Source organism: Mesobacillus sp. MER 48, from assembly GCF_023714225.1.
GTDB classification, from domain to species: Bacteria; Bacillota; Bacilli; order Bacillales; family Cytobacillaceae; genus Mesobacillus; species Mesobacillus oceanisediminis_A.
Genome location: NZ_JAMAUR010000003.1, coordinates 478,436 through 490,934 on the forward strand (window position 1 = coordinate 478,436; position 12,499 = coordinate 490,934).

At 44.3% G+C, this 12,499-nt stretch carries 13 protein-coding genes; 2 read left to right on the forward strand and 11 right to left on the reverse strand.

From position 1 onward, the window contains the following. Positions 1-348: 348 nt before the first annotated feature. From M3593_RS13640 to essC, 7 genes are all read right to left on the reverse strand, one after another. Entirely contained in the window at positions 349-651 is a 303-nt protein-coding gene (locus M3593_RS13640; RefSeq protein ID WP_041964573.1) for a pore-forming ESAT-6 family protein, read from the reverse strand. A 30-nt stretch (positions 652-681) separates the two neighbouring features. Next, positions 682-987: a WXG100 family type VII secretion target gene (locus tag M3593_RS13645; RefSeq protein WP_251542615.1), complete on the reverse strand. Its 306-nt coding sequence runs from the start codon at positions 985-987 to the stop codon at positions 682-684. A 28-nt stretch (positions 988-1,015) separates the two neighbouring features. Continuing rightward, positions 1,016-1,207, reverse strand: coding sequence for a hypothetical protein (locus M3593_RS13650; protein WP_251542613.1), 192 nt, complete (start codon positions 1,205-1,207; stop codon positions 1,016-1,018). 3 nt (positions 1,208-1,210) lie between these two features. Next, entirely contained in the window at positions 1,211-2,617 is a 1,407-nt protein-coding gene (locus tag M3593_RS13655) for an Mbeg1-like protein (RefSeq protein WP_251542610.1), read from the reverse strand. 4 nt (positions 2,618-2,621) lie between these two features. Continuing rightward, positions 2,622-3,362 (reverse strand): hypothetical protein, encoded by a 741-nt coding sequence (locus M3593_RS13660; protein ID WP_251542608.1) that lies wholly within the window; start codon positions 3,360-3,362, stop codon positions 2,622-2,624. Positions 3,363-3,502: 140 nt separating this feature from the next. Continuing rightward, the gene (locus M3593_RS13665) at positions 3,503-3,754 is read right to left on the reverse strand and encodes a methyltransferase (protein ID WP_144479064.1); all 252 of its coding nucleotides are present in this window, start codon (positions 3,752-3,754) and stop codon (positions 3,503-3,505) included. After that, the gene (essC, locus tag M3593_RS13670) at positions 3,747-8,366 is read right to left on the reverse strand and encodes a type VII secretion protein EssC (protein ID WP_251542607.1); all 4,620 of its coding nucleotides are present in this window, start codon (positions 8,364-8,366) and stop codon (positions 3,747-3,749) included. The genes M3593_RS13665 and essC overlap by 8 nt, the downstream gene beginning before the upstream one ends. Before the next feature lie 409 nt (positions 8,367-8,775). Between essC and M3593_RS13675 the strand changes: the two genes are divergently transcribed. After that, positions 8,776-9,114, forward strand: coding sequence for a hypothetical protein (locus tag M3593_RS13675; RefSeq protein ID WP_251542605.1), 339 nt, complete (start codon positions 8,776-8,778; stop codon positions 9,112-9,114). A 219-nt stretch (positions 9,115-9,333) separates the two neighbouring features. Here the strand turns inward: M3593_RS13675 and spoIIID are convergent, their stop codons facing one another. Continuing rightward, on the reverse strand, positions 9,334-9,606 hold the full coding sequence (spoIIID, locus tag M3593_RS13680; RefSeq protein WP_031307660.1) for a sporulation transcriptional regulator SpoIIID: 273 nt from the start codon (positions 9,604-9,606) through the stop codon (positions 9,334-9,336). A 395-nt stretch (positions 9,607-10,001) separates the two neighbouring features. Here spoIIID and M3593_RS13685 point away from each other — a divergent pair, with 395 nt between their 5' ends. Continuing rightward, entirely contained in the window at positions 10,002-10,790 is a 789-nt protein-coding gene (locus M3593_RS13685; RefSeq protein ID WP_251542603.1) for a LysM peptidoglycan-binding domain-containing protein, read from the forward strand. 24 nt (positions 10,791-10,814) lie between these two features. Here M3593_RS13685 and M3593_RS13690 read toward each other — a convergent pair whose 3' ends face one another. The 3 genes from M3593_RS13690 to M3593_RS13700 form a co-directional block, all read right to left on the reverse strand. Next, positions 10,815-11,348 (reverse strand): hypothetical protein, encoded by a 534-nt coding sequence (locus M3593_RS13690; protein ID WP_144479072.1) that lies wholly within the window; start codon positions 11,346-11,348, stop codon positions 10,815-10,817. A 35-nt stretch (positions 11,349-11,383) separates the two neighbouring features. After that, complete coding sequence (locus tag M3593_RS13695) at positions 11,384-11,731, reverse strand: hypothetical protein (protein WP_144479074.1); 348 nt, start codon at positions 11,729-11,731, stop codon at positions 11,384-11,386. A 100-nt stretch (positions 11,732-11,831) separates the two neighbouring features. Continuing rightward, positions 11,832-12,497: a 3'-5' exonuclease gene (locus M3593_RS13700; protein ID WP_251542601.1), complete on the reverse strand. Its 666-nt coding sequence runs from the start codon at positions 12,495-12,497 to the stop codon at positions 11,832-11,834. Positions 12,498-12,499 lie beyond the last annotated feature (2 nt).

The window sequence follows — 12,499 nt, forward strand, 5'->3', positions numbered from 1 at the left end:
ACTCCAATTTTGAATTTATGTATGGTTTTAGGTTGAGACCATCCTTTAAGGACGTTTATCTCCAGTTGGGCCCATTTTATCTCCAGTTGAAAAGCTTTTATCTCCAGTTGAAGAACTTTTATTTCCAGTTGAAGAGCTTTTATCTCCAGTTTGGTGATTTTTTACAGCGAATCCCATTTTTAGAGGAAAACAAAAGCTTTCCCTCCTGCAAAATCATGGATATTTCCTGTTGGAGCACTTTTTTTCCGGGTTGCTCCTCATATATGAAAATTGCCCTTAATTAGGGGTACATTTTACAGAAGGGCAAACTGCCAATGCCGCTTGCCCCCTACCCTCTGTAAAAAGTGATTACTTAAAAGAGCTGGCGTTGTTGTTGATTGCTGTTTCTGCGGTGTTGTAGTTTGTGACAGTGTTATCCAAGAACTTGGCGTAGCTGTCGACGACCTGGCGATATTCTTCAAATCGTGGTGCCAATGAGTTGAAGTTGCCGCGGATTGTGTTGGATGCATCAGAGTTCCATGATGACGCAAGTGCATTCATGTCCTTCTTGATTTCTTCCAATCTAGTGGATAGTTGCTGGTTCAGCGTGCGGATCTGGCCCGCCGTTTTGCTAACCTCGCCGAGCGAGATTTTGATTCCATCTCCTGCCAATGTATTTCACCTCCTGCATTATGTTATGGATTAGTTGCTCAATCTCTTAGCCTGGTTAATTACTTCAGATTGAGTGTCGCGGTATGTCTTCGCGCTCATCTTCAGGAACTCAGAGTATTGTCTCATCAACTGAGTCATCTTCTGGAAGTCGTCCATGAAGCCTTTGATCTGTGAAGTGTAAGCCTGGTTGTCAGCACCTTGCCACGCTGCAGCCATGCCTTCGACTTCGTTGAAAAGAGCTTTGTAGTTTCTTTCGTAGTCAGCTGCCTGCTGGTCGATCTTGTTAGCAGTCGTTTCAAGCTTCGCTGGTTCAACAGTGATTGATCTTGCCATCATTTTTCACCTCCTTTCAAGTCTGATAGAGTTATATTCTTCTTAATTTGTAGCTTACATAACGGTACTTTTCCGCAGACCGGCGCAAACCCGCGGCTGCTTTTACCGAACCGATCCCTTTAAATTCGTGACTGATCCCATTCGAAATATCATCAAGCTCCCTGGCGATCGCGTTCGCTTCGTTGGCAATCCTGTTAATCTTGCTTTTCACTTTCGCATCCATTGTTTACCCCCTGATCGAACCGGCTTTTCCGGCAAGATATCTTTCATTCTTCTGTAAAAGTTCTGCCGTGGTGTAAAGGTAATTGATGCTATCCGGAATCCGGAAGTCGAAAGACGTGCTGATATCGGCAGCAAGGACATTATCCAGCCCGGACAATCCCGCTTCCCAGTATAGATTGTCAATCATGTCGTTGAGCTGCGCGATCCGCCTTTGGACCGAACGGAGCCGGTTGGCGTAATAGTACAGCCTTGGGATGTCTACTTTTATATAGGGTTCGATTGGGAAGTTGTTGCCGTTCAGGCCGTCTATAAAATTGCCGATTTTAACTGCAGCCTTTGATATGAGCTCGGCAAAGAATGAATTTACCTTTTCCTCGAACTCTTTTTTTGCTTTTGCCAGTCCCACGACAAGCTTCACCGTCTGTTCACGGATTAAATGGGCAGCTGCTGTCATTGCTTTGGCCGTGTAATGCATGACAGCTACCGCGGCATTAGCGACTACGTAAGCTGCCTTATAAACCCTGATCGGAGTGGAGTTAGATAGTTCACGGAAGATGTCTTCAAAAATCATATTGTTTAGGACAGACCTGCCAAACGATTGACCATTCTCATAAACTTTGAAATTGCCATTTTCATCAAATCCAGCACTGCTCGTTAATGAATGAGGATAGAATGGTTTTTTAATATCATAATCCTCTTTAATACCAATCGTTTTATCGACATACGGTACTTTGCCAAGTTGCGAGACAGGATCATAAGCATAAACGATGAAATCATGCCGATCTCCCATCAATGCCTCTTGTTCCTTCTTGGATAGAGACCACCAATATAATGGGGCAGCATTTATTACATATGCCTTGGTGTTATCATCAAGGTTGTTGATAAAGACGTAATCCGCCAGGTTGCCGCCCTTGGAATGGCCAAGCAGCAGCCTTTCACCCGATGCCTCTCCAAGATATTTTTGATAAAATTCATTTGCTTCTTTCTGTTGCTTGATTTCCACTCCCATTGAAGCTTCAAAGTTGGAGGTCCAATCAGTCCTTAAGTGACCCATATCCCCCATCGCCTCACTGCCTCGGAAAACAGCAGTCGCGTTTCCGCTCTTATCTTCGAATGCATATCCTACAAAACCGGAGTCGGATGCACCTTTAGAATTGTTTCCTTCATTCGGGTTAAAGTTCTGATAGCCTGATAATTTTACGCTATGAAGATTTGAACTTTTAAAACTACCACTTGAAAAAAATGCCTCTAGCTGTTTATAGCTATCCTCATTTTTATCAGCACTCATTTTTGCATAATCCCAAATCCGCTCTATGCTTTTGCCGTTAAGAGGTTGATTATTAGGCAAATCATAGTAGGACAACATTAATAAGACATTTTTCTCTTCATCAGTTAGTTGATTAAGGGACATATCATCACCCCTCTTGCGGTTGATAATATTCTTTGATCTGCTCAGGACTGTTAATATCCATTGAATCATCAACCATAATAGTTCCGTACACCTTAGCATCCAGATTTGACCAGTCAATATTGTTCACATTAGATGTCCTCATATAGTCAGATACATTTTCAGAACGATCTACAAAGCCGACAGTCACACCATAATATTTCGCATTAGACTCCTTAAGTTCGTTAAGCAATTGATATACCGGCTCCAAATATTTTTCTACTTCCGGTTCTCCGTCGGTCTTCACTGCAATATTTAACGTAAGCAAAGCACCATTTTCATCTGTTTGTAAAAAATCAGTGACAGATGAATCTTTCTTTTCTGCTGTGTATTTCTCTTCTTCCACAAACAGCATTGTCTTGAACTGGACATCTTCATTGAAAGCCTGGTTCACCTTATCCTTATAAAGATGGTCAAGCTGGTTTGACCAAACGGATAAAATATAGGTGTCATAGTATACTCCATCTTCATTTCTGCTTTCACCTGCAAGAAAAACAAGCTCAGGCTTTCCTTCTGGATGAGCCATCACTTTGTCCTTTCCATACATTTCCGGAAAAATAACACTGCCTTCTTTTACACTTTCAATCTCAAACTTCTCACCATATTTTTCTTCCAAATGCTCCATAACCTTACTCTCCGAACTCATACACCCCGCACCTCCCATTACTATGAATAAAATCACTGCAGTCAGCTTGATCCATTTCTTCAAGTTCTCCACACCTTCCGTATTTAAAAACATGAGCGGTCCGGTTTATGAAAACCGCCCCCAAGGTCATATGTTCATATTCTGTGAGACGTGCATCGCCCCTGCGTCGCTCTTTCCGTGACACAAGAACCGTCCCCATGTCTCTAGATCAGCATCAACTTCGCCCCGTTCATCAACCCATGTTCCTCGACGGTCTGGTTGATATTCAAGATGGTGCCGGTTTTGCGGTCACAGAGGATGGTGTCGGCTGTTGCTGAGAAGTATCCTTGTGACAGTTCGGTCATGGTGCCGGCGAGCAGGAAGACGACTTCGTGCAGTTTGCTCTCTGGCGGCAGGAAGACGTCGTATGATTTTTCCGAGGCAGGGATGAAGACCTCTACGAGCACCTTATCCATGGTACGCTACCTCCTCTTGCATGCTCTCAACTGAAGTTAGCAGCTTCACTAGTGTTGCTTTTCCTTTTGTCACGACATAACCGAAGCCTGGCGGGATTTCCTGGTACATATCGTTTGTCACCTTGCCGATCTTCATGATGTACTGGTCGGTGATGCCGTTGCCTGCCCAGATGAAATCGCTTAGCGATATGTGCTGCTTGAACCAGGCTTCGAATGAAACCGAGCTCAGTTTATCGGCGCTGTCGGAGATGATCAGGTTTACATTCAGGCCATTTCCTTTTTCAAGGAAGACCTTGAGTTTATCCTGGCCGTCCGGCGACAGATACATCATCACATCGGTGAATGAGTCGATGATACAGGTGATGTTGCCGAATACTGGCGGCTGTTCGCCCGCTTCGATCGCGTCCTTCGTCGTATTGTTGCGGTGGACGAGCGTGTTGAACAGATAGACGATTGTGTCTTCGAGTTCAGCAGGCTCAGCGATATATTTGTAATCCTGCGTGCGGCCCGCCGCGAAGTGCTCATTAGGGTCGATGACGATCAGCTCCCTGCCTTCGGAAGCGTTGAACATTTCCGCGACACCCTGCATGAAGCTTGAGCACTGGTCGTTTTGCGAAGCAGTCACGACATTTATATAATTGCCAAGGAAATCGAAATGAGCTGTCTTCAGCGAGTTTTTCTCGATGCCGACTGGCACTTTGTTGCTGGTCATATTTTTTGCTTCATCACGAAGATAGTTCAGGTCCACTTTTTCCGGAAGGATCGGAACGCGCATTGCGGCCGGCTGCGTCCAGGTTTCTCGCAAATCCTTGCAGTAATCAGTGATGAATGTGTACATATTGTCTATATCGCTTGTGATATGGGCCGTCTGAAATTCATATGTCGTATCGTTCTTGAATATGCCGCGGCCCTTCGATTTGGATGGGTACACTCCATCCGTATTGCCAAGCACACCGGAGTATTCACTCTGGTCATTCAGCTGGAGCACATACATCTGCTTGAAATTCTGAAGCAGCCTGTAGCGTATCGCTCCCGTATTGATGGCGGTGACGATGAAGTAAATGCCATACTTCAGGCCCTCGCGCGTCAGGAATGAAATCCCTTCCTCGAGCTCCTCGAACATCTCTGAGAATGCTGCATAGTTGTGGATCGCCACAATGATCGATGGCAGGCTCTCACCTGACATCTCGTTGTAGGTAATAAAATCGCCGCCGTAATTCGAAAGCAGCTTCTTCCTCCGTTCGATCTCGCCTGTCAGCATCTTGAACAGGTTGTGGATCTTCTCACTCTCATGCGACAGCATGACATCGCCGACATGCGGTGCTTCCTTGAACCAGACCAGTGTCTCGGAACCGAAGTCCAGCAGATAAAAATTCACTTCGTTCGGCGTATGCTCTTCCATCAATGAGTAAAGCATCGTCGTCAGGAAGGTCGTCTTGCCGCTGCCAGCAATTCCGTAAATGACGGCATTCCCTTCCTCAGTGATCGGCATCCTCATGACCAGCTGTCTCTGGTTAGCAGGATCATCGTATTCGCCGATGATTGGATTCAGATGGAAGCCTTGCTGGACGACACCATATTTCGTTTTCAGCTTATCTACGTAAATCAGTTCAGGTATCGGCTCTAGCCACAGCTGGCGGACCTTGATGTTCTCCTGCTGCGCCATTTTCGCCAGGTATTCGGTAATCTCATCAATTTGCTTCGGCGGGTTCTTCACCGCCGACTTGCGCTTATCGATACGCGCATTCTTGATGACGCGGCCGAGGTCATCGATGACGACGACGCTGTCATCCTTATGCTTTTCAACTCTGTCGGACGGATAGTATGGTGCACCTGCCCACGCGGACTGCCCCATCTCGAACAATTCATTGAAGCCGACCTGGAGGTAAAAACGTCCAGTCTGCTTCAGCTCCGCGGCGTCAGGACGCTTGATGACCTCCATACTGTCCGCTTTTTCCTGCACCTTCAAGCTGATGCGGAATTTACTGTTGCTCCAGATTTGGTCATCGACGACACCCGATGGCTTCTGTGTCGCAAGGATCAGGTGGACACCAAGGCTCCGGCCGATACGGGCCGCACTGACAAGCTGCTCCATGAATTCAGGCTGCTGTGCCTTCAGCTCGGCAAACTCATCGGAAATGATGAACAAATGCTGCAGCGGCTCTGTTACCATGCCTTCTCGGTATAGTTTCTGATATTTATAGATATCGATATTGCTCTGATCAACTACCCGGCTCGTTTCGCTAAAAATGGCCTGGCGGCGTTTCAATTCACTCTGGATTGAAATGAGTGACCTGTTGACTGCAGCTCCGTCAAGGTTGGTGATTGTACCTGCCAGGTGAGGCAGATCCTCGAACGCGTTAGCCATTCCGCCGCCCTTATAGTCGATCAAGATAAACGCAACTTCATCAGGATGGTAATTTACCGCAAGCGATAAGATGAACGTCATGATGAATTCACTTTTACCGGAGCCGGTCATCCCGGCAATCAGGCCGTGCGGTCCGTGATATTTTTCATGCAGGTCGATCATGAATGGATCGCCCTGCGTATCAACACCGATTTGCGTCTGAATCGTATGGACCGGATTGTTTTCCTTCCATTTTGTCAGCGCATTGAGATGTTCAATTTTTCCGACGCCAAACATTTCCAGGAATGTCAGCATATCAGGCAGGGTATATGCCTTTTGTGAGGTATTCAGCTGGATATTGGCCAATTTTACAGCCAGATCTTCAGCATTCCCCTCCAGGTAGCTGTCTGCGTTGAAACCTACATATTTCCCAGAAATATCGTCCTTGTCATAGATTTTCGAAAAACTCTTGTCGAGCTCAATGACATTTGTGCATTCCTTCGGCAGGTTTTTCAGCTCGTCATAAAGGGTGACCAGGCTGAATCTGATATTCTTTTTTTCTTTTAATATGAGGTTGATCATCTCAGCCTTTGAGGCGAGGCTCTTGCTCATTGAGAACACGATATAATGCTGTTCGATTTCAGCTAGGTCTTCCTCGTCGAGTGCCTGGCGCGCTGCAATTTCTTTTTCAAAGTAAGCCGAAAGCTCCTTGATTTCATTCGCATCTGTAGCGACGAAGCGGATTGTCTTGCCATCATCCCAGACATGCGGCAGCCACTTCACGAAATTCCATGTATCATGCTCATGGTCATCATAGATGAACACCAACTTCAGCTCGTCATAACTGTGCAATGCTGTCAGCTGGAAAATCAGCCCCTGAACGAAGCTCTTCACTTCTTCCCTTCTGCCGATGATGCCGCTGATCCGTTCATCCGTCAGGTCGACCGTGACCGGAACATCCTTTAAAATCTGCGGCTGCTCCACGATTTGATACAATTCATCCTGAAGATTATCATCCTCAAGCATGAAGCGCTTTTCCGGATATTTGATCTCTGCGTTGAGGGGCAAATCGCCGATTCCAAGACGCACTTTTAAAAAGTCATTCTGCCCGATCCCGCGCTCCCACAGATTCCGCTGGCGGCGCTTGATCCTTGTCAGGCAGTTTTCCAATGTGACATGGTTTTCAAACAGAATCTCGCTCTGGTGCTTGCACTCATCTGCGATGACCTGTTTCATGTCTGCAAGGTATTTCAAATATTTCTCCTGGCGGATGCCTTCAAGCTTGATCCGGCGCTTCTTTTCGTATCTTTTTGTTAAAATCGGCCAAAGTACGGTACCGATCAACATGCTGAACGACATAACAAGCATTGGCAACGCCTGTATGATATTCCCGTCATTGCTCATGACGTTCTGTAACATCAGGAGTCCGGTGAACAAGGATGCCATCCCCATCGTGATGGACGGTCCCAACAGGAGCATCAGCGGTGTTTCATCAACATTCGGCTGCGGCGGCGGCGGATCGATTTTTATCGTCGTTTCCTCAATATCCCTCTTGAAACGCGGTGAACGGTAAAAAAGCTGATCATTTTCTTCTTCAATATGTATTTCATCGAGGTTGATTTCTTTCTCTACTACCGGCTTTTCGGCAATGAAGGAATTGAACGCATTCCGGTCAAGGAATACAGATTTATGTGGATTGTTAAGCGACAACAGGCGGCCGTTGAAAATGATCTTAAGGCCCATGATAAAAATGACATCGCCAACAGCCAGCTGCTTTTCCTTGATTCTTTCGCCATTGACATATGTACCGTTCGAACTGTTGAAGTCCTTGATCACAGCCTCGCCCTTGCTGCTGTATTCGATGACGCAGTGTGAACCTGATACTAGTTTGTTCGAGAAGCAAATCTGGCTGTCCTGGGAACGGCCGATTTTTATGAGATTGCTTGTTGCGATATGTTTTGTGAATTCATTGCGGTCTGCCGTTTGCGGCTCGACATAGACTAACGCGGATTGATCATCGTTGCGGTGAATACTATACGTTTTGAATGGTTCAATGAGGACCTTTGATTGTATTTCGTTGGCGTTGTTCTTTATGAATGCATGCTTATTGGACTTCAGGTACCACTGGCCATCTTCCGCTTCCACCGCCAGCATATCGACCGGATTTTGCTCCGGGTCTTCCGTGTTCAGTATGTATCTCCCAGTGACTCGTTCAGGTAAAACGAGATCGAATACCCGATTCCGGTCAAAAAGTGTTAAAATCACCTCAAAACCTCCCCAGCCCCAATATTTATATTCCTACAGTATGTATAGTGGCAATTTCATATTTTTTACCATTTTAGCTCAAAAAGTGTAATTTTACATCAAACTTAAGGTTCATCTCTAAATATATAAATATCTTACAATATTAGGAATTATATTCAACTAATTACCCCCTTAATTGGAAAAATAGGGATATTGGTCCTAAATTTACTTACTATATGTAAGTATCAAAGGATGTTAAAGGTGCCAACTTGCTCTCCAAAATCATAAAACTAGTTCTTTTTACCCTGAAAAAATGTAACATAAACCCTAATTTAACTAAAATAATCCATTTTATTTTTATAAAACATTGGGATTTTTTTCAAAAACATACTATAATCAAAGAATCTAAAAATATGAGCAGGTGATCCAGATGAAAATCAATGTCAGCCAGGCGTATGCACAGGCAAATAGAATCAGTGAATACGCCCAGGAATTGAATGAGGTTAAAAGCAGGCTGCAGGACTTCAAGGGGAGTCTTAACAGCGGCTGGCAGGCGCAGGAAATGGTGTATATCAATAACGCCATCAATAGCATAAGCAGGGAAATTTCAGAACTGCAGACGCTTCTTTTTTCTATTGGACCGAATATCGTCGCAGCAGCGAATGAAATCAGAAGGGAAGAAGAGGCTCGGGAAGCAGCGGAAAAGGCAGCAGCAGAACGCGCAGCTGCCGAACGGGAAGCAAGACTGAAGAATACCGGCTTACAATAGACGAACAGGGGGCACGGGTGGATGGATTCGGCTGCCTGTCCCTTTTCCCCCCATAATAAAAAGGCGGCAGCCTCCGCTATGTATCAAAGCAGAATCATACACGCCTTTTGTGGCGATGCCCGGCTTTTCTGGATCTAAGCTGGGCATTTTTTTTTGATATGTCGGCAGTGATTATAAAGCTGAATTACGGTCCCTCCCATCTGCTTCATTCGGATTTTTTCACTTCACAGGTTCTTCTTCCCTTTCCTCTTTACGGTACTTCATTTTGGTGGCTTCCCCGCCTCTTAGATGGCGGATGGATTTATGATAATCAAGGATCTCTTTTACTTCGTTGGCAAGGTCAGGGTTGATCTCAGGCAATCTTTCTGTCAGGTCTTTATGGACTGTACTTTTGGATACGCCAAACTCCTTCGCTATGACGCGAACTGTTTTTCTCGTCTCCACGATATACTTTCCAATCTTGATTGTTCTCTCTTTGATGTAATCGTGCACACCACTCGCCCTCCCTAAATTGGATGTGAGAAGCGTGAAATGAGACTCGCTTTTATCGGCCAATACTGTATTCCGCGAATGCTCTCCCATTGCGGCAGAAGGATGGTCCTTCTGGATATTACTAAGATTAATCATGTCCCCGGCTGAATCCTCATATTGTTCAAACGATTCCTCACCTCAAACACTCTCTTTGTCAGGTTTGTAACATTTTATTAGCTTGGTTGAGGATATATGCACGAAAAAAGCAATAGGGACAAGGTTTAGTTAAGTTTTTTGAAAAATTCAACTATTTTTTACAGAAAAACTTTCCTATATACCCATTTTTAGTACATAAAAACTTATTCCCGCACGAATTTTTGTAAAGGAGTTTATTTTTCATTGGGGGAGAAGCAGACTTGATTACCTACAGACAGACTAGAAAACAGAGAATCAGAGAAGAAAAACGCAGAAAAACCTTAAAAAGGAATCGAAAATTAATTGGTGCAGCGGTAGCCGGATCGGTTGCGGCAGGATTGCTGATCGGGGTCGGCCAAAAGAAAACAGATGCGGTCGGATCCTTTTATACTGTGAAAAAAGGAGACACCCTCTACAGCCTGGCAAAGCAATATGATACCTCAGTTGAAATGCTGAAAGAGGTTAATTCACTCCGTTCAGATTTCATTAGGACCGGCCAGAAACTTGAGGTGCCAGTAGAGGCAGAAGCAGGAACCTATATTGTTAAAAAAGGGGACACATTGTTTTCCCTGGCAAAGAAATATGGAGTGGCCATTACCGACTTGAAAAAGGAAAACAAATTGGTCACTGATTCCATCTATGTTGGACAGGCCTTATCCGTACCGACTCATGGTTATGATATACACGAAGAATTTTATGAAGTGAATGCTGGAGACACGTTATTTAATATATCCAAGCGTTTTGGAGTTAGCCTAAAAGAATTAAAAGAAGCAAATGGGTTGAAGAAAGATATGGTGTTGATTGGCCAACACCTGCTCATCCCAGGTAACATTGAAGTTATGGAATCAACCGTCAACGGAGCAGCCGATAATTTCACCGTCGAGTTCGAAACAGATGGGAAGGCGATACCTTTGAAGGTTTCATACGGTACAGCCCGGAAATATCAAGAGCTGGCCGGACAACAAGTCATTGTTACTTTTAAAAACGGGGCATTGATCAATATTCAATAATACACAAAATGCTTAGAGGGATCTCTAAGCATTTTTTACTTGTCTTCTTGTATATTCATCAATTAAAAAGAAAATGGCCGAACATAATGTTGGCAACATGAAAACACCTGGTTCCATGTAGTCTGACAGTCCAAAAATCGCAGTAAGAAGTCCAAATCCGATGTGTATTGAACCAGATACCAGAGCACGAAACTTCTTGAACCGTCGAGAAACAAGCTCTGCGATGATAGAGGAGGGAATTCCATAACAGAAAATCCCGATACCGCTAAAGAAAAAGACAAGCATGAAGCCAACAAAAATTTCGTGGCCTAAATGTGCTATACTCTGCATGGCAGAAAAAAGCAGCAATCCGATCGAAAAAGCAAGTGAAGTATAAAGAGCCACTTTTATCTTTCTCAGTTTATTTTCGAACATAACCTCTCTCGCTGCCGGTATTATGAATGTTAATCCAAAGATCGCAAGGACTACTTTTATATATCCAGGAATAGTAGATAAGTAAACAATAAGTAAGACCATAATAACAGAAAGATTAGGTATGATATTTTGTATTTTTAACATATTACACCCTTCCTCTTGCTGAAATCGCACTCTTACTATATCCATAGCAAATAATAAGCCCCTGCTGCTATCACAGAAAATGACATCATTCCAAAACCTTTTTTATAGCTCACATCTATGAGTTCTAGGCCGCCATAAAACCAGCTAATGCAAATCAAGGAGATACCGATATGCTGGATTATAGAAATCCATGTAATCATCCCCGTAAACATCAAAAGCATACCGATATGCCTAAATCCATCATCAAGATAATATAAGGGACTTTTCAAGGCTGCTTTTATTTCTGATTGTTCCTCTTTATCCAGTTTTCTATAAATCTTTATAAACCGGACGAGTGGTATTCCCCATAACAAAATTAAAAAGACAATCTGGACTACATCCATGCATTTCCCTCATTTACCTAATAAGTTGAAACAAACTTAGCAGGCGAAAGCAATAATCCACTGTTTTCATTTTACACATTATTCCATATTAATGAAACAATCAAAACTGCATCGACCGCATCTGGCTATCGGTCGCTTTGATCAGCTCACCCCAGGTGGAATTTCCCCTGCCCTTGAACTGCTGCAGCAGCTCGGTGAACAGATAAGCTGTTGTCAGCGCGTCGCCGATTGCGCTATGGCGGTCATAAATCCTTGTCCCGAAAGCCATTGCGTATCGTTCCAAATCGCGCATATCGTAGGATGGGGCAATAAAGCCAATCAGGTCGAGCGTATCGATGGTGAACAGCTTTTTCAGACCCAGCTTTTCCCGTTTTAACTCGCTTTTCAGCACGAGGTGATCGAAGCCGACATAGTGGCCGACAAGGCATACCGCTTCGTGTGATTGTACATAATCAAAGAAGTCGGCGATCGCTTCAGATGCCTTTGGCGCGCCAGCTACCTTTTCATTTGTTATCGACGTCAGCTCAATTATTTCCCGAGAAATTTGTCGCTCAGGGTTCACATATGTCTGAAAACGGTCATTTTCCATCACCTTCAGGCCTTTTACCGGAACTCCACCTATTTCAATGAGCCGGTCAGAAGTCGCCACCTGAAAACCAGTCGTCTCCGTGTCGAAAACAATAAAAGAAAGATCATCGATTCCAGTCGATAAAGGTATTTTTTCATACAAAAGCGGGCAGGAAATACTCCTTTTTTGAAAAAACATGC

What these genes read in the sequence shown, in the direction of transcription:
- M3593_RS13645 (WP_251542615.1), bottom strand. Translation starts at nt 987, where the DNA reads ATGATGGCAAGATCAATCACTGTTGAACCAGCGAAGCTTGAAACGACT.
- M3593_RS13650 (WP_251542613.1), bottom strand. Translation starts at nt 1,207, where the DNA reads ATGGATGCGAAAGTGAAAAGCAAGATTAACAGGATTGCCAACGAAGCG.
- M3593_RS13655 (WP_251542610.1), bottom strand. Translation starts at nt 2,617, where the DNA reads ATGTCCCTTAATCAACTAACTGATGAAGAGAAAAATGTCTTATTAATG.
- M3593_RS13665 (WP_144479064.1), bottom strand. Translation starts at nt 3,754, where the DNA reads ATGGATAAGGTGCTCGTAGAGGTCTTCATCCCTGCCTCGGAAAAATCA.
- M3593_RS13675 (WP_251542605.1), top strand. Translation starts at nt 8,776, where the DNA reads ATGAAAATCAATGTCAGCCAGGCGTATGCACAGGCAAATAGAATCAGT.
- M3593_RS13690 (WP_144479072.1), bottom strand. Translation starts at nt 11,348, where the DNA reads ATGTTAAAAATACAAAATATCATACCTAATCTTTCTGTTATTATGGTC.
- M3593_RS13695 (WP_144479074.1), bottom strand. Translation starts at nt 11,731, where the DNA reads ATGGATGTAGTCCAGATTGTCTTTTTAATTTTGTTATGGGGAATACCA.
- M3593_RS13700 (WP_251542601.1), bottom strand. Translation starts at nt 12,497, where the DNA reads ATGTTTTTTCAAAAAAGGAGTATTTCCTGCCCGCTTTTGTATGAAAAA.